The sequence below is a fragment of the Marinomonas arctica genome, assembly GCF_003259225.1.
Classification (GTDB): domain Bacteria; phylum Pseudomonadota; class Gammaproteobacteria; order Pseudomonadales; family Marinomonadaceae; genus Marinomonas; species Marinomonas arctica.
In genome coordinates this window covers 20,552-38,056 of sequence record NZ_QHJF01000031.1, presented here as the reverse complement: position 1 = coordinate 38,056, position 17,505 = coordinate 20,552, and the positions used below count along the sequence as shown (strand labels likewise).

Below are 17,505 nucleotides of genomic sequence, written 5' to 3'. Positions count from 1 at the left end.
CCAGTGTGTGTAACAACAAAAATGCCGGATAAGTAAGCCACTTCATGTTCCTGTCTCTCCAATGCCGAACAAAAAAAGGCGCCTGAATCCACAACAGCGTGATTGCTGTAGATTCAGGCGCCTTTGCCTAACAGGAACCCGTCCTGCTGATTTGATTTATCTTAGATAAAATCAAGCAATAATGATGCCATAGGAATCAATAAGCCTGTATTCAATCCGACAATATCCTCATGCTGAGGATCTTAGAGAAATATTAAGCAAAGTGTCTTTGTTTTGATTTCGATCACAATTCTTTTCAGGACTCAGGCCCATAATCCCTGCTTATAAAACAAACTCACACCTTGAAGGGATGTCATATGAAGCTCAGCTCAATAAAAGTAAGCTATAAACTTTGGGGGCTTATTAGCGCCTTAGTCACATTACTTATCGTCTTTAGTGCCATTGCCTACAGCGAACTGCACAGTGAACTGTTAAGCGCACGACAACTGCAAGTCAAAGAGCAAGTAGACAGCGCGTATTCTCTCGTCAAATACTATGGAGACCAAGCCTCGGTTATTGGTGAAGATCAAGCCAAGCAATCGGCGCTAGCCGCCTTGTCTGCATTGCGCTTTGGCGACGATGGCTACTTCTGGGTGAATGACATGCAAACCAAACTGCTCATGCATCCTTTTAAACCGCAAGACGAAGGCAAAAACATGGCGAATGTCACCGATGCCAATGGTTTTTTACACTGGCAAGCCATGGTGTCTGAGGTAAAAAAACACGGTGAAGGCTATGTAGAATACGCCTACAAAGGACCACAAGTCTCACATTCAGAAGATAAGGTGTCTTACGTTAAAGGCTATCAACCATGGGGATGGGTTATTGGCAGCGGCGTGCTGTACAGCAGTGTAACGGACATTTTCTGGGCCACAATCAAACAGTCGGCGAGCATCGAACTCATTCTCATATTAATCGCCCTTATCAGCAGTGTGACCATTGTTCGCAATATCACCCGTCCATTGAAAACAGTAACGGAACATCTGCAACACATCTCTGATGGCGATTTAACAAAACAACTGGATATGCAACGAGACGATGAAATAGGTATGTTAGCCAATGCAGCCAATCATGTATCCAACTCATTAAATGACACCTTGCTGGAAGTGGATCACGCCATTACAGAATTGCAAGCTGTCTGCGTACAACTGCAAGGCAATAGTTTGCATACCAAACAAGGTATGGATAATCAATTCCAAGAGGTCGAATTGCTTGCCACCGCCATGAATGAAATGTCTTATTCCATTCGAGACGTGGCACAACATGCCAAGGACACGGCAGATGCAACCCAAATGGTGCAAACCATCACACGCCAAAGTAGCCAAGATTTGGACGCCACGAACGAAGACATTCAAAGTTTGACCAAAAACATCGAAGGCGCTAACGATGTCATTGTTAAACTGTTGCAGCAAACGGGCGACATTGACTCTGTATTGGGTGTTATCGGTGACATTTCTGAGCAAACCAACCTTCTTGCTTTAAACGCCGCCATTGAAGCCGCACGAGCCGGAGAACTGGGCCGCGGCTTTGCTGTCGTCGCGGATGAAGTACGTTCATTGGCCAGCCGAACTCAAGGCTCTACTGTCGAAATACGTAGCATCATCGAGAAGCTTCAACATCAATCCAAAGAGGCCTCCACCTCGATGGCCACCAGCACCCAACAAGCTGAACGCGGTGCCGACAGAATGCACGTCGCCGCCGAGAACTTACAAAACATGTTAAGGCAAGTGGACGATGTATCGGCACGCAGCCATCAGATCGCCTCCGCCGCAGAACAACAAGGCACCGTGGCGGAAGAAATTAATCGCAACATCATGGGCATTCGAGAAGTATCCGAAAAAGTATTAGAGGACTCTCAACAGGTGTCGGAAGGCAGCGCCATGATTGCACAAATGACCAACGAACTGAGCCGAAAAATCAAACAATTCCAGTTTGCTTGAGTCTTTTAACTAAAGAACACATAGGCTTGGCAATGATCAATCATCTCGCCAAGCTTGTATCATTTTATGAATTCAACCACTAGACCATAGAAACAACATCGCCTATCGTTTTATTCTACGCCCCATGCTGACTCAAAATTTGTTCTAAACACACCTGTAGAATTTCATCCGCCAATGGAGAGTCATCAGGGCAAGCGCGCGATAATATAAGCGCCCCAACGGCTTGAGCAATGGCATTGATTCTTCTTACTCGGTCTTCTCCAGTTGCCTCTTCTCCATTTGCCAAAGTTTCCAGCTGGCCTTCAATTCCAGCCAAAAATGTTTCTTTAATGGACTCCGATTGACGCCCCGCATCTGTACAAAGAGCCGCCATAGTACAGCCATTACCAAACGAATCACGATGCTTTCGGGACAAATATTGCTTTGCAAAAGTCGCCATATCTAAATCGGACGTTTCTTCAGCTGACTTCGCAAAACTAAACGCCGCCGCCTCCGCCATCAAATCCGCTTTCGATTTAAAATGTTTATAAAAACCGCCGTGAGTAAACCCTGCCGTAGACATGAGTTCTGCGATACCCACACCGTCATAACCACGTTCGCGAAACAACACCGAAGCCGTCTTAACGATATGCTCTCGATTTTCTTGAACCTGCGCCTTTGTCACTTTCATCTCTACTACACCTCATTGCAAAAATCATGAGTCAGTATACTTTGATTATGATCATAATCAAAGTATTGACATTTTAGATTATGATCGTCATCATTAACAAATTCTCCACAGATGAAAAACGGAAAACGAAAAAAATGACTGATCACACACTATTTCAACCCTATACCCTTGGCTCACTCACGTTATCTAATCGCTTCGTCATGGCACCATTGACGCGCAACCGTGCTGGTGCAGGTTTAGTACCGAGTGAATTGGCTGCGACCTATTATGGGCAGCGTGCATCCGCTGGTTTAATCATCACGGAAGCCACTCAAATCTCAGCACAAGCGCAAGGCTACCAAGACACACCTGGATTATTCACTCAGGACCAAATCGATGGATGGCGAAAAGTGACCGATGCGGTACACGCTAAGGGTGGAAAAATCTTTGTTCAACTATGGCACGTTGGTCGTATTTCTCATGTGGATTTACAACCAAATGGCGCTGCACCAGTTGCGCCTTCTGCCATTCGTGCGGAAACCAAAGTGTTCGTCAATAACGGCTTCGCCGACACATCTGAGCCTCGCGCATTAGAAATTGATGAAATACCAGCCATTATTGAAGACTTCCGCCAAGCAGCGACCAATGCAATGAAAGCGGGCTTTGATGGTGTAGAAGTCCACGGAGCCAATGGTTATCTGTTGGAGCAATTCCTAAAAGATGGCGCGAATCAGCGTACTGATTCCTACGGTGGTTCTGTTGAAAATCGCGCACGATTGCTTTTAGAAGTGACGGAAGCGGTTAGTAAAGAAATTGGCGCGGATCGCACCGGCGTGCGTATTTCTCCCGTTTCACCAGCAAACGCTATTTCCATCAGCAATCCACAAGAACAGTACGATTATGTGGCAGATAAGTTGAATGCGCTTGGCATTGTGTACCTTCATGTTGTGGAAGGCGCAACAGGTGGCCCACGTGATATCGCCCCATTTGACTATGGTTCTCTACGTCAACGCTTCAAAAACACTTACATGGGCAACAACGGTTATAACACTGAGCTGGCTTCTGCTCAGCTAGCAGAAGGCAAGGTGGATTTGTTTGCCCTTGGACGCCCTTTTATTTCCAACCCTGATCTTGTTGAACGATTAGAGACAGGCGCCGAGCTAAACGAACTAGATGGTTCAACGCTTTATGGCGGTGGTGCCAAAGGCTATACCGATTACCCAACACTGGTGAACGCGTAATAACGCTGACGCTGAGCGAATAACGTGGCGACATGCTGTTTGTGTGTCGCCACTTTTTAAACATTATTCAGAAAATTATTTAAAGAGAAAAATATCATGACAAATTCTACCGTTCTTATCACTGGCGCTTCTACTGGTATTGGCGCTGTCTATGCGGATCGCTTTGCGCGTCGTGGTCACGATTTGGTTATCGTTGCCCGTGATGGTGCAAAACTTGAAACACTGGCAACTCGTTTACGCCAAGAATACAGCGTCAATGTCGATGTATTGCCAGCAGACCTAACCAAATCCAGTGATCTTGCTTTGGTTGAAAAACGCCTACAAGAAGACGATCGCATCGACACACTGATCAACAACGCCGGTATCGCTCAATCTGGTCGCTTTGTTGAACAAACACCAGATTCAATTGAAAAGCTGATCGCATTAAACATCACGGCGTTAACCAGACTTGCTAATGCGGTAACGCCACGACTCGTCAAAGCAGGCAAAGGCTCTATCGTCAATGTGTCTTCTGTTGTAGGTCTTGCGCCTGAATACCAAATGACTGTTTATGGCGCTAGCAAGGCGTTCGTCTTGTTCTTATCTCAAGGGATGAATCTAGAATTGTCCTCTAAAGGCATTTACGTGCAAGCGCTACTACCAGCGGGCACTTATACCGAAATCTGGGATCGTGCAGGCATCGATATTAGTAACTCTTCGCCAATGATGGAAGTGAACGAACTGGTTGATGCGGCTTTGGTTGGCTTTGACCGTCGAGAGCTGGTCACTATTCCACCACTGCATAAAGAGACTCGTTGGAATGATCTAGACAAGGCGCGACAAGGGTTGCTTTCCGATATCGAGATGTCAAATGCCGCTGCGCGTTATAAAACAGCATAAACAGCCATAAAACCTTGATTCATTGCCTCACAAAGATATTGAAAAACAACTTATTTAAGGAGTTACATAATGACCAATAAACTTGTCGCCTTAGTGACGGGCGCGTCATCAGGCATTGGCGAGGCCACGGCCAAAAAATTGCTAACGGCAGGCTACCGCGTCTATGGCACTAGCCGTCGTGGGGCAATATCGAATCAAACTGGCTTTCCTATGCTGGCACTGGATGTAACAGACGATTCCTCTGTCGAAGCGGCCGTTGCGGAACTGATTCGGCTTGAAGGACGCATCGATCTTTTGGTCAATAATGCGGGTTTTGGTTTCTCTCCTGCGGCAGCAGAAGAGAGTTCAATTGAGCAATCTAAAGCCATGTTCGACACCAACTTTCATGGTGTTGTCAGAATGACACGTGCTGTCGTGCCACATATGCGTCGTCAAGGCAGAGGTAGAATTATCAATATTGGCTCAATTCTTGGGGTTGTTCCTGTTCCTTATGCAGCACTTTATTGTGCCAGTAAGCATGCTGTTGAGGGGTACTCTGAAGCATTGGATCATGAACTACGCACACAAGGCATCAGAGTCTCCGTGATTGAGCCGGCTTATGTGAAAACCAAATTTGAGGCAAATAATATTGAGCCCGATTCAAAAATTAGCGAGTACGATGGGATTCGAGCGAAGCTAGTCGGCGTTGTTAGCGAAGCCATGGCTACCGCTGATGAACCTGAAGTCGCGGCCAGTGTCGTACTCGAAGCGGCTCAAGCGTCACAGCCAAAATTACGCTATACCGCTGGCAAAACCGCTCGCTTGTTTAAGTTACTACGACGTTTCGCCCCAGCCTCAGTATTGGATAAAGGCATTCGTAAAAGCTTAAAGCTTGATACAAAGGGATAAGGCAATGACCTTTCGACATGTAGCAATACTGACGTCCTTTTTGTTTCTGGTCTTAGCAATCGCATGGATGTTTTTCCCTGAACAAATGCTAACTCAATGGGGCGTGCTATACAGCGATGGCGCAGGACTTGTTAGTCGCCGTGGAGCCGTATTTTATCTTGGGGTTGCTGTTATGTTTTTTATGGCGAGAAACACCGAGCATTCAGCGGCCCGAATGGCTCTCATTAAGGGAATGATAACAATCTGTACAGTCCTGATCTTACTTGGCGTTTATGAGCTTTCAGTGGGTCATGCAAGCGATAAGATTCTGGCTGCCGTTTTAATAGAAGCTATTTTAGGGCTAGCGTTCATTTACGCTTGGCGTACATCCAACAAGGCAAACAACCTTAACAAGCAATGGGAGAAGATATGATTAATATATTTGCATTAATAAAAGTGTCACCGATTAAAACCATGGCTATGTCTCTTTCGAAATTAGTAACCTCGGTTGGCATGATTTTATCTATCTCACTTATAGCGCAACCCGTTCTGGCAAACGATTCTTCACCTGTCGGACTGTGGAAAAATATTGACGATGTCAACGACAAGCCACGCGCACTCATCCGTATTACTGAATCAAATGGAACGCTACAAGGTAGGATAGAAAAAGTGTTTCCAAGTCCAACCGAAGCTCCTGATCCCAAGTGCGAAAAATGCGAAGGTGTCAACAAAAATGCACCAATCATTGGGTTGGAAATCCTGAGCGGCCTTAAGCAAGATGGTGACGAATTCGTTGGAGGACAAATTCTCGATCCAGACAACGGCAAAGTATATAGCAGCAAAGTTCGTTTGATTGATGGCGGTAAAAAGCTCAGCGTGCGTGGATATATTGGTGTGCCCATATTAGGCCGTTCACAAATCTGGGAACGTCTAGAATAATGGCAATCAAAGCATTAATAATTAAGACAACTAGTACATTCAAAAGTTATCTAATGATCGGCAACAATTCGAGAACATACAAATGAAAGCACTTACCCTTAAAAAGTACAGTAAATCATCACCCATCATTGAGTTTAGCGACATCATTAAACCCAAAATCAAACCCAATGAAATGCTCGTTCAGGTTCATGCCGTAGGTTTAAATCCCATTGACAACATCATTCCAACAGGCACATTTAAGCCGGTTTTGCACTTTCAATTGCCCGCAACGCTGGGCAGCGATTTAGCGGGTGTTGTGACGGAAGTGGGTAGCCAAGTAACACGCTTTAAGCCAGGCGATGCGGTATTTGCCAGTATATTTGATCTGGGTATTGGCTCGCTTGCAGAGTTTGCTGTGGTGCCTGAAAACACAGCGGCGCTGAAACCAACAAATCTTGACTTCGTACAAGCGGCTTCAATCCCAATGGTCGGCCTAACCTCTTGGCAAGCCTTGAAAGAGCGCGGCAATCTTAAAGCGGGTCAGAAAGTGTTTATTCCAGCTGGCTCGGGTGGTATTGGTACTTTTGCCATCCAGTTAGCAAAACACCTTGGCGCAACAGTGGCAACGACGACAAGTACTGGGAATGTTGATTTCGTTCGTAAATTGGGTGCAGACACTGTAGTTGATTATAAGAAACAAGAGTTTGACAAAGTACTGCACAACTACGATCTCGTGTTAGGGACGACCAAAGGTGACGCGATTGAGAAATCCATTGGCATCCTTAAGCCAGGGAGCAAGATCCTTTCTCTTGTTGGTCCGTTGGATGCGCCTTTTGCCCGAGCTCGTAACCTAAATGGAGTCCTAACCTTTGTATTTGGTTTGATGAGTCGAAAAATTAATAAACTTTCGAAAAAGCAAAAAGTGGATTATTCCTTTCTATTTGTTCGCCCAAATGGCGCTCAACTGAGTGAAATCAGCAAACTGCTCGAAGCTGAACACATTAAACCAGTGATCGATAAGGTATTTCCGTTTGAACAAACAAAAGATGCGCTGGCATATCTTGCTCAAGGGCGTGCAAAAGGAAAGGTCGTCATTACAATGAATAATGGTTTGACTTCGATATCGGACAAACCTAGACATTGAAGACTACCAGTATTGATCTAGTTCAATTAACTTAAAAAAACACAGCCAAATTTCTCTAGTCAACCTTAGAGGATCGGCACCTACTAAGATAATTCCTCATTGATTCAATCTATGAGGAATTATCTTAGTAACCCATTGTGGATATATGGCCTATATTCATCACTAGATGAATTAATAGAGACCTTTGCATGACCACTAAAATGGGACGTCCCAAGCAGTCTAATAGCGATCAAGATTCCGCTCGCAGCAGTTTGATTGCCGCCGCCAAACGCTGCTTCTCTGAACAGGGTTTTGATAAAGTATCAACGCGAAAAATAGCGCTTTCGGCAGGCGTGGATGCGGCGATGATTCGCTATTACTTCGGTTCAAAAGCAGGTTTATTCGAAGCAACAATACAAGAAACCTTGGCTCCGGTTATCGAACAATTCCAAGCCGATATTGACCCCAATACACCGCCTAATCCATTGTTATTGATGCAAACCTACTACCGCATGATTGCCAAAAACCCCATGCTACCAAAATTGATTCTGCAGGTAATCAACCAACAAGATAACCCCGAAGCGTTTGCTATTTTGACAGGCATTATCGACAACATCTTGAAACGATCAGAAAAATGGATCGAGGCGTTTGAAAAGCAAAAGCAAATTAATCCCAACCTTAATCCGGCATGGATTCGCCTGAGCTTTGTCAGCTTAATGATTTTTCCTGTATTAGCGCCAAAATATCTTCAGCAACAACTTGGGGTCGAACTCAAAGAAGACTGGTTATTAAATCTAGCGGATCACAATCAAACATTGTTAGAACAAGGACTTTTCACCTTTCCATCACCACAGCCATCATCCAACGACACCAAAGGTGAGCAAGAATGAAAACACGCCATAGTCTACTATCCGTACTTGTGCTGACTTTGCTTACCGCTTGCCAGTCAGAAGAGTCAACTTACGCCATGGGCAATATTGAGCGCGATAGAATCACCTTGTCAGCCCCCGCTGCAGAGCAAATCGTCCTAATCAATATCAACGAAGGACAACAAGTCTCCCAAGGCGACATTTTGCTGCGTTTAGACTCACGCAGCGCCGATGCGCTTATTGCCCAGCGTGAAGCCGAACTTGCCCAAGCCAATGCAGCCCTTAGCGTATTAACTGCGGGCACACGACCAGAACAATTAAGCGCTTCACTCGCCGCACTAGAAGCCACTCAAGCCGCCAGTAAAGAAGCAGAGCTAAAATATCAACGTATCGAAAAACTGTATAAAAGCAAAGTCGTTGGCAAAGCCGATTTTGATGCAGCGAAAGCTTCGAGAGACAGCAATAAGGCCAAAGCACAGCAAGCTCATGATCAATGGTTAGAGTTAAAAAATGGCGCACGTGAAGAAGACATTGCCCAATCCAATGCTAAGGTGCAAGCCGCACAGGCCGCCCTTGAATGGCAAACCAAAGCCCGTGAAGACCTCACCATCAAAGCGCCAATTGATGGTACGATTGACACACTGCCTTGGCACGAAGGAGATCGTGTTACCGCAGGCACTCAGTTAATTAGCTTACTGTCTTCTGGTCACCCTTATGCAAGAGTTTATTTGCCTGCCAGCGCATTAACCAAGATCAAAGCTGGCGACGCTATTGAGGTGTTTGCTGATGGCATTGAAGCGCCCATTCAAGGTCGTGTGCGAAATATCCGCTCACAACCCGCTTATACGCCATTTTATGCGCTCAATGAACGAGACAGAGCTCGTCTGATGTATCTCACCGACATTGATCTCATCGACGCTAACCAGCTCCCCACAGGCTTGGCGGTTGAGGTACGTTTACCATGACTTCCAACGCTTCTGAGCAAATAGAATACGCCATTGAAGCCACAGGACTGACCAAACGCTTTGGCGATAACATTGCAGTGAATAAACTGGATTTAAACATCCCTAAAGGCAGTATTTATGGCTTTCTTGGTCCCAATGGCTGCGGAAAATCCACCAGCATTCGCCTGCTCACTGGGTTATTAGAAGCCAGTGAAGGTGACGTCACTATTTTAGGCAAACCGCTGTTAGGTCATGAAGAGTCGCTAAAAAAACGTATTGGCTATATGACGCAAAAATTTTCGCTGTACGACAACTTAACCGTGAAAGAAAATCTGGACTTTGTCGGTGCTATCTATGGTTTTGCAGGAAAGCGTAAAAAGTCTCGTATCGAAGAATTACTCGCCTTGTATGATTTGGAAAAACAAGCAAAACAATTTGCAGGCTCCATGAGCGGCGGACAAAAACAACGCCTCGCTCTCGCCTGTGCCACTCTGCACTCCCCAGAACTACTCTTTCTCGATGAACCCACCTCTGCAGTTGACCCAGAAAATCGTCGCGAATTCTGGGAAAGATTGTTCGACCTTTGTGCCGCTGGCACCACTATTCTAGTGTCCACCCATTACATGGATGAAGCCGAGCGTTGCCATGCTTTGGCGATTATGGAAGACGGGAATAAACGCGCCGATGGCTCGCCTCAAGCTCTAATGGATGCTATGCCAGCCACCGTGGTGGAAGTCAGCGGCAATAAATTGAGACAACTCAAACAGACGCTAACCCAGCACCCAGAAATCCTCTCTGCGGCACAAATTGGTGCTCATCTTAGAGTATTGATAAAGAAAAAAGTACTAGATCCTCTGGGCTTTATCTCGGAACTTAGTGATGGCCGAGAAACAATATTAGCTCGCCCTAGCCTTGAAGACGTGTTTGTTACCTGCACCGGAGGACGTCATGGGGATTAGTATGTGGATTAGAGTGTATGCCATTTTCGTCAAAGAATTAAAGCAGCTCTCCCGAGACAAAATGACCTTTGGCATGATTATCATGATACCGCTGGTACAACTTATGTTGTTTGGCTATGCGATTAACACCGACGCCAGACACATCCCCGTTGGCCTTGTCGACCTCAGTCAGACCTCGGAAAGTCGAGCCGTGGAACACGCACTGGTAGCGACGCAATCCGTCGATTTTATTGCCCGTTATCGCTCCATAAAAGACGCCGAAGTCGCAATTACCAAAGGCGAGATCAGAGCCGTACTGTATTTGCCAGCCGATATGACTCGTCGCCTATTTAATCATCCGCTCTACGATCATAAACAAATAGATTCACCACTCACTCTGCCAATAGGGCAATGGATAGTCGATGGCTCAGATACCGTCATTGCCTCAACCATTAGAGCCTTACGCAATATGCCCTTAGACGAAGTGGCCAACCATACGACTATACGTACCGCGCCGAGTTTCGAAGTGGTGCAATACTTCAATCCAGAACAAAGAACCGTGGTGAATATCGTGCCGGGATTGGTGGCGGTGATTCTAACCATGACAATGATTTTATTTACATCGTCCGCCATCGTTCGGGAACACGAACATGGCAATATGGAATTTCTCATCACCACGCCAGTACGCCCAATGGAACTGATGATAGGAAAAATAGCGCCTTACGTTTTAGTCGGACTATCACAAGTCGCTATTATTTTAAGCGTGGGCCATTGGGTGTTTTCAGTGCCGATTAAAGGCAGTTTGCTGTCACTGCTTGGTGGCTCCATTCTGTTTATCTTTGCCAGCTTAACCCTTGGATTGGTACTTTCCACCATTGCCAAGACGCAATTACAAGCCATGCAGATGACGATATTTATTCTACTGCCATCGATATTACTATCCGGATTTATGTTTCCTTACGATGCCATGCCAGTCGCCGCTCAATGGATTGCCGAAGCTCTGCCCGTCACCCATTTCATGCGCATGATTCGCGCCATCGCCTTGCGCGACGCTAGCCTGCTTTTATTAGGCAAAGATGCTCTATGGCTAGGATTATTTACCATAGGCGGAATCATCATTGCCTCGTTACGATTCAAGAAGAAACTGGGCTAAACATTCCTCGCAACCTTACTCCAATTTCCGATACAAGGATCGCAGGCTGATTCCTGCGACCTTGGCGACTTTTTCTTTATCGTCATGATGAAATGCCATGAGCTCTAACAAGTAGCGTTTTTCGGCAGTTTTTAAGTCCAGCCATTCTTTGTCTTCACCTGCATCATTGATACTTAACGATTGAGAAGCGGATGAAGCATCCACCAGCGAATCAAGTTCACGGTCGATCTCCAAACATTCTTGAATGGTGCTTCGCTCAATCAAATTCGTATCTGTTAAGAGTGTTGCGCGATTGAGGATGTTGCTTAGCTCACGAATATTGCCGGGGAAATCGTATTGCTTTAATGCTTGCATCGCCGAGTCAGTTAGGTGGTATTCCTTGCGTTGACTGATGCGTTTTAACAAGGTGTTGGTTAACAAGACTAGGTCGTCTTGTCGCTCGCGCAAAGAAGGCACATGAATGGGAAAGACGTTGATGCGATAGTATAAATCTTGGCGGAACTCACCTGCTTTGACCATTTGTGCGAGGTTTTTATGGGTAGCGCACACCAAACGAAAATGGCTGTGTTTAATAGTAGAAGAACCCACGGGGCGAAACGATCGGGTTTCGATCAGACGCAATAATTTAACCTGCATAGACAAGGGCACATCGCCGATCTCATCCAAAAACAATGTGCCACCGTTTGCCAGTTCGACCAAGCCAACACGGTTGCTATGTGCTCCAGTGAATGAGCCTTTGACATGGCCAAATAGCTCGCTTTCAAATAAAGAATCTGTCAAACCTGAGCATTCTAAAGTCACCAAAGCATTCCCTGCCCGACTACTACCCTGATGAATCGCGTTTGCCACCAGTTCTTTACCACTACCAGATTCACCCAATAGCAGCACCGACGCATCGCTGGGACTCACTCTAGTAACCTTCTCCAGCATCTGGTTAAACGATTTACTTGCCCCCACTAGCTTGTTGTTTGCCTTTCCCGTACTCGCCACTGAAATAGCACGCAATAGCTCAACAAAGAACAAGAGTTTCCCTTGGCTATCATGAATTGGCAGCATTTCAACCGCGACGTGTTCTTTGCCTCTTGGGGTTTGATGGATATGCAAAACACGCTCTTTATGACCAGACTGTAAAGTAGCGGAAATAGGACAATCTTCCCCCGCTTCATCACAAGGCACACTATAACCATGGGAAACTTCAAAACAGCGTTTATTTTGCTGTAACGGAACCTCTCCAAATTCGTCTCGGTAGTGCTGATTAATGGCAAGAATTCGATAATCCACCGATACTAAAATGGCTGGGCAATCGTAGCCTTCCAACATACTGGCTAGACCTTCATAGGAAGAGGAATCAGACGCGATGATATTCATAAGGAAATTGTCATTTCTGTCAAAAAATTAAGTCAAATATGACAATCAACTATACATTAGTCAATTCTAATCTAGATAGAAATTTTTATTCTCAAATTAAATCTATAAATTTCAATAACTTAATAAAACCCCAAAACCTTGGCACACTTTCTGCTCCATTAGAATTATTAATCCAGAAAATGAGCAAATCATTTGAGTTTATGGAAAATTAGATACGAGGTGAAACATGACAAACACAATGACTACCAAACCTGAAGTAGCGGCGTTTTTCGATAAAGACTCCAACACCTTTTCCTATGTGGTTAAAGATCCAGAGTCTTCTAGTTGCGCCATTGTCGATAGCGTGCTGGATTTCGACTATGCCTCTGGTGGCACATCTTACAAAGGCGCCGACAGCATTATTGAGTACGTCACCACACACAAACTGAAAGTGGAATGGCTCATTGAAACTCATGTCCATGCCGACCATCTTTCAGCTGCGCCTTACATTCAAAGTAAAGTTGGCGGCAAAATAGGCATTGGTGAACAAATCACCATAGTACAAGACACCTTTGGCAAAATATTCAACGAAGGCACTGAGTTTAAACTGGATGGTTCACAATTCGATCATCTGTTCCATGACGGCGAACGCTACATGGTGGGTGGTATGCAATGTATTGCCATGCACACACCTGGCCATACACCAGCCTGCTTCACCCATGTTTTAGGGGATGCCGTCTTTGTTGGCGATACTTTATTTATGCCTGATGCCGGTACGGCTCGTGCCGATTTTCCCGGCGGCAATGCAGGGGGGTTATTCGATTCTGTTCAAAAAATCTTAGCGTTACCAGAAGATCATCGCATTTTCATGTGTCATGACTATTGCCCGAATGGCCGCGCGCTGGAATACCAAACCACAGTAAAAATACAAAAAGAACAAAATATTCATGTCAAACAGGGCATGAGCAAAGAAGCTTTCGTTACTCTACGTGAAACCCGCGACAAAACACTGGCCATGCCTCGCCTGATTTTGCCATCGTTGCAAATCAATATGCGAGCAGGCCACATGCCGGAGCCAGAAGAGAACGGTTTGTCTTACTTAAAGATCCCACTGAATGCGTTTAAATAAATCGTAACTATCATCAACAAAAACAATAAGTCACCTCACGTTAGTCGGTGACATGATAAAAGAGAGAACCACCATGTTACGCAAAATAATAACAGACAACTATTCCGTTTCTGAGCAAATCCGCTTAGACGATGTAGACGCTTTAGCAGAATCCGGTGTCACTTTAATTATTTGTAATCGACCAGATGACGAAGAAGAAGGTCAACTGTCTTTTGCCGATGTTGCCGCTTACGCAAAAACGAAAAACATCAAAACCGAACACATTCCGTTTGCTGGCGGGCAAATGCAGCCATCCGATGTAGAGGCATTCAGATTGGCCTTAAAAAGTGATGAAAATGTCCATGCTTATTGCCGCACAGGTAATCGCTCAAGCCAAATTTGGCAAGCGGCGCAAGAGTCTTCTCCTGAAACAGCGTCTATTGCTCAAGACAACAAAGCAACAGCCCAATACGATGTGGTCGTAGTCGGTGCAGGCTCAGCGGGGATTGCCACCGCCGCCAGTTTATTAAAACGCAAACCTAGCTTGAAAATTTGTTTGATTGATCCAGCTGAAAGTCATTTTTATCAACCCGGTTGGACATTGGTTGGCGGTGGTGTTTTTAAAGCGGCCAGTACACGCCGTAACATGGCGGATGTGATTCCAGCCCATACAAAATGGCTGAAAGAAGCGGTAAAAGCGTTCTTGCCAGATGAAAACCACGTCGTGCTCGAAAACGGCCAAAAAATCGCTTATCAGTACTTAGTCGTCGCGGCCGGCATCAAGCTTAACTGGGACGCCATTGAAGGTTTATCCGCGACATTAGGCCGCAACGGCGTGACCTCGAACTATCGTTACGACTTGGCACCTTACACATGGGAATTGGTGAAAAACCTAAACGGCGGTAAAGCCGTATTCAGCCAACCGCCCATGCCGATCAAATGCGCAGGCGCGCCACAAAAAGCCATGTATTTGTCTTGTGATCATTGGCTAAAGAACGACAAACTGAAAGACATCCATGTCTCGTTTTACAACGCTGGTGCAGTATTATTTGGCGTTGCCAATTATGTTCCCTCGCTAGAAAGTTATATTCAAAAGTACCAAGTGAATACTCACTTCACTCACAACCTAGTCAAAGTGGACGGTCCAAATAAACGCGCCTATTTTGCCACTACAGACAAAGATGGTGAGAAAACTATCGTGGAGACCGAGTTCGAGATGCTGCATGTTTGCCCACCACAAACAGCACCAGACTTTATCCGCAATAGTCCATTGGTCGACGCAGCGGGTTGGGTCGATGTAGACAAAGAAACCTTGCAACACACCCAGTTCAAAAACATCTGGTCATTAGGCGATGTATCCAATACGCCAAATGCTAAAACCATGGCCGCTGCTCGCGCTCAAGCGCCTGTGGTCGCGCAAAACATTGTCGATGCTATGGACGGAAATACGATAAGAGCCATCTACGACGGCTACGGTTCCTGCCCGCTTACCGTTGAACGCGGCAAGATTGTCTTGGCGGAATTTGGTTACGGGGGAAAGCTATTACCCACCTTTCCAAAATGGCTTAACGATGGTACCAAACCGACCTATCTCGCTTGGGTGCTGAAAGAAGACTTGCTACCTCCTTTCTACTGGCACGGCATGCTGAAAGGCTATGAATGGTTTGTTAAACCAACCATGCGTAAATAACGAGAGTTCACGATGATTATTGAACGTTTCATTCCCGCTCTGTCTTGGCTAAAGACCTATCACCGTGGACAGTTTAGCCAAGATGCCACGGCGGCGTTTATCGTCACCATGTTGCTGATTCCTCAGTCACTGGCTTATGCCATGTTGGCCGGGGTACCACCAGAAGTGGGCTTATACTCCAGTATCTTGCCTTTGGTTTTGTACGCCTTATTTGGCACCAGCACTTCTCTTTCCGTTGGCCCAGTTGCTGTGGCGTCACTCATGACGGCGACATCACTGGCGGTGATTGCTGAACAAGGCACGGCTAGCTATTTAACGGGCGCGATCACTCTCGCACTATTGTCTGGCGCCATGTTGATTATTATGGGCGTCATGAAGCTCGGCATGGTCACTAACCTGCTGTCTCACTCCGTGATTTCTGGCTTTATTTCCGCTTCAGGAATCATCATTGCGCTCAGCCAGTTAAAGCACATTCTGGGCATCCAAGCCCATGGTGATAATGTTGTTACGCAATTGCTGTCTATGCTGGAAAACATCGGTCAATTTAAACCCATGACCTTTGTGATTGGCGTTTCTGTGATCGCCTTTTTGCTGTTGGCTCGTCGTCACGCGAAACGCTTTTTGATCATGCTAAAGGTTCCCGAAGCATCCGCGGCATCATTGGCGAAAACCGCACCGATTCTTGGCGTGCTGTCTAGCCTTGCGGTTGTCTATCTGTATGATCTGCAATCCCATGGCGTCGCCATTACAGGCCACATTCCGGCTGGGTTACCGAATTTGGTATTCACCCTGCCATCGCTGGAATTGATCAAAGCACTGGCTTTGCCTGCGTTGATGATTTCGATCATTGGCTACGTCGAGTCCATTTCGGTTGGCAAAACGTTAGGCGCTAAACGACGTGAAAAAGTCAAACCTAACCAAGAACTCATTGGTTTAGGTGCGGCCAACATCGCATCAGGTGTGTCTGGTGGTTTTCCAGTGACAGGGGGATTCTCTCGTTCCGTGGTCAACTTCGATGCCGGCGCGGTGACTCAACTTGCCAGCATCATGACAGCGCTCGGCATTATGATTGCGTCTTTATTCTTAACGCCCATGCTGTACTTTTTACCCAAAGCCACACTCGCGGCAACCATCATTGTGGCCGTCACAACCCTGATCGATTTCTCTATCTTGAAAAAAACCTGGCTGTTTTCTCGCAGTGATTTCTATGCCGTGCTCGCGACTATTGTGATTACTTTGTTGCTAGGGGTGGAAGTGGGCGTAGCTTCTGGCGTAGCGCTGTCCATTGCCTTGCATTTGTATCGCACATCCAAACCGCACGTGGCCGAAGTTGGCTTAATCAAGGGTTCAGAGCACTTTCGTAACGTAAAACGCTATGAGGTAGAAACCTCACCTCAGCTGCTTTGTTTGCGACCAGACGAAAGCCTGTTCTTTGCCAACGCGACCTTTTTGGAAGATCACATCATTGACACCATTAGCCAACGCAAAGACATTAATCATGTGGTTATCCAATGCAGTGCCGTGAATGAAATTGATTTCAGCGCCTTAGAAATGCTTGAAGCGCTGAACTTACAACTAAAAAGTCTGGACATCAAACTCTCGCTTTCAGAAGTAAAAGGCCCAGTGATGGATCATTTGGAATGCAGCGGATTCTTACAACACCTCAATGGCAAAGTGTATTTATCGCAATTCCAAGCGTATCAAGATATTACACAAGCGTAGACGTATTACGTAATAGTTCAGAAATACTCCTATCTGCGGATCTCTCAACCTGATAATAAGGCTCAGATTTGAAGCTTA

At 45.9% G+C, this 17,505-nt stretch carries 16 protein-coding genes; 14 read left to right on the top strand and 2 right to left on the bottom strand.

Annotated elements, in window-relative coordinates; translation table 11 throughout:
• The first annotated feature begins 356 nt into the window (after nt 1–356).
• Nucleotides 357–1,979, top strand: coding sequence for a methyl-accepting chemotaxis protein (locus tag DK187_RS17205; RefSeq protein WP_111608570.1), 1,623 nt, complete (start codon nt 357–359; stop codon nt 1,977–1,979).
• A gap of 115 nt (nt 1,980–2,094) precedes the next feature.
• Here DK187_RS17205 and DK187_RS17200 read toward each other — a convergent pair whose 3' ends face one another.
• Nucleotides 2,095–2,649, bottom strand: a complete 555-nt coding sequence (locus DK187_RS17200; RefSeq protein WP_111608569.1) for a TetR/AcrR family transcriptional regulator — start codon at nt 2,647–2,649, stop codon at nt 2,095–2,097.
• A gap of 134 nt (nt 2,650–2,783) precedes the next feature.
• On the opposite strand from DK187_RS17200, the gene DK187_RS17195 reads away from it, so the two are divergent.
• From DK187_RS17195 to DK187_RS17150, 10 genes are all read left to right on the top strand, one after another.
• Nucleotides 2,784–3,869, top strand: a complete 1,086-nt coding sequence (locus tag DK187_RS17195) for an alkene reductase (RefSeq protein WP_111608604.1) — start codon at nt 2,784–2,786, stop codon at nt 3,867–3,869.
• A gap of 96 nt (nt 3,870–3,965) precedes the next feature.
• Nucleotides 3,966–4,748: an SDR family NAD(P)-dependent oxidoreductase gene (locus DK187_RS17190; RefSeq protein WP_111608568.1), complete on the top strand. Its 783-nt coding sequence runs from the start codon at nt 3,966–3,968 to the stop codon at nt 4,746–4,748.
• 69 nt (nt 4,749–4,817) lie between these two features.
• Nucleotides 4,818–5,636: an oxidoreductase gene (locus DK187_RS17185; protein ID WP_111608567.1), complete on the top strand. Its 819-nt coding sequence runs from the start codon at nt 4,818–4,820 to the stop codon at nt 5,634–5,636.
• A 4-nt stretch (nt 5,637–5,640) separates the two neighbouring features.
• A complete protein-coding gene (locus DK187_RS17180) occupies nt 5,641–6,048 on the top strand; it encodes a hypothetical protein (protein ID WP_111608566.1) in 408 nt (135 codons plus the stop codon).
• Nucleotides 6,045–6,554 carry a DUF2147 domain-containing protein gene (locus tag DK187_RS17175; protein ID WP_204355649.1) on the top strand — a complete coding sequence of 170 codons (510 nt, stop codon included), beginning with the start codon at nt 6,045–6,047 and terminating at the stop codon, nt 6,552–6,554. The genes DK187_RS17180 and DK187_RS17175 overlap by 4 nt, the downstream gene beginning before the upstream one ends.
• A gap of 82 nt (nt 6,555–6,636) precedes the next feature.
• Entirely contained in the window at nt 6,637–7,677 is a 1,041-nt protein-coding gene (locus tag DK187_RS17170) for an NADP-dependent oxidoreductase (RefSeq protein ID WP_111608565.1), read from the top strand.
• Between the two features lie 188 nt (nt 7,678–7,865).
• Nucleotides 7,866–8,546: a TetR/AcrR family transcriptional regulator gene (locus DK187_RS17165; RefSeq protein WP_111608564.1), complete on the top strand. Its 681-nt coding sequence runs from the start codon at nt 7,866–7,868 to the stop codon at nt 8,544–8,546.
• The gene (locus DK187_RS17160) at nt 8,543–9,490 is read left to right on the top strand and encodes an HlyD family secretion protein (protein ID WP_111608563.1); all 948 of its coding nucleotides are present in this window, start codon (nt 8,543–8,545) and stop codon (nt 9,488–9,490) included. The genes DK187_RS17165 and DK187_RS17160 overlap by 4 nt, the downstream gene beginning before the upstream one ends.
• Complete coding sequence (locus DK187_RS17155; RefSeq protein WP_111608562.1) at nt 9,487–10,428, top strand: ABC transporter ATP-binding protein; 942 nt, start codon at nt 9,487–9,489, stop codon at nt 10,426–10,428. Before DK187_RS17160 ends, DK187_RS17155 begins: the two co-directional genes overlap by 4 nt.
• A 1-nt stretch (nt 10,429) precedes the next feature.
• The gene (locus DK187_RS17150) at nt 10,430–11,560 is read left to right on the top strand and encodes an ABC transporter permease (RefSeq protein WP_111608561.1); all 1,131 of its coding nucleotides are present in this window, start codon (nt 10,430–10,432) and stop codon (nt 11,558–11,560) included.
• Nucleotides 11,561–11,575: 15 nt separating this feature from the next.
• On the opposite strand, the gene DK187_RS17145 is transcribed toward DK187_RS17150, so the two are convergent.
• The gene (locus tag DK187_RS17145) at nt 11,576–12,928 is read right to left on the bottom strand and encodes a sigma-54 interaction domain-containing protein (RefSeq protein WP_111608560.1); all 1,353 of its coding nucleotides are present in this window, start codon (nt 12,926–12,928) and stop codon (nt 11,576–11,578) included.
• A 226-nt stretch (nt 12,929–13,154) separates the two neighbouring features.
• On the opposite strand from DK187_RS17145, the gene DK187_RS17140 reads away from it, so the two are divergent.
• From DK187_RS17140 to DK187_RS17130, 3 genes are all read left to right on the top strand, one after another.
• Nucleotides 13,155–14,036, top strand: coding sequence for an MBL fold metallo-hydrolase (locus tag DK187_RS17140; RefSeq protein WP_111608559.1), 882 nt, complete (start codon nt 13,155–13,157; stop codon nt 14,034–14,036).
• A 73-nt stretch (nt 14,037–14,109) separates the two neighbouring features.
• Entirely contained in the window at nt 14,110–15,705 is a 1,596-nt protein-coding gene (locus DK187_RS17135) for a bifunctional protein tyrosine phosphatase family protein/NAD(P)/FAD-dependent oxidoreductase (protein ID WP_111608558.1), read from the top strand.
• 12 nt (nt 15,706–15,717) lie between these two features.
• Nucleotides 15,718–17,427, top strand: a complete 1,710-nt coding sequence (locus tag DK187_RS17130; protein WP_111608557.1) for a SulP family inorganic anion transporter — start codon at nt 15,718–15,720, stop codon at nt 17,425–17,427.
• Nucleotides 17,428–17,505: the final 78 nt, after the last annotated feature.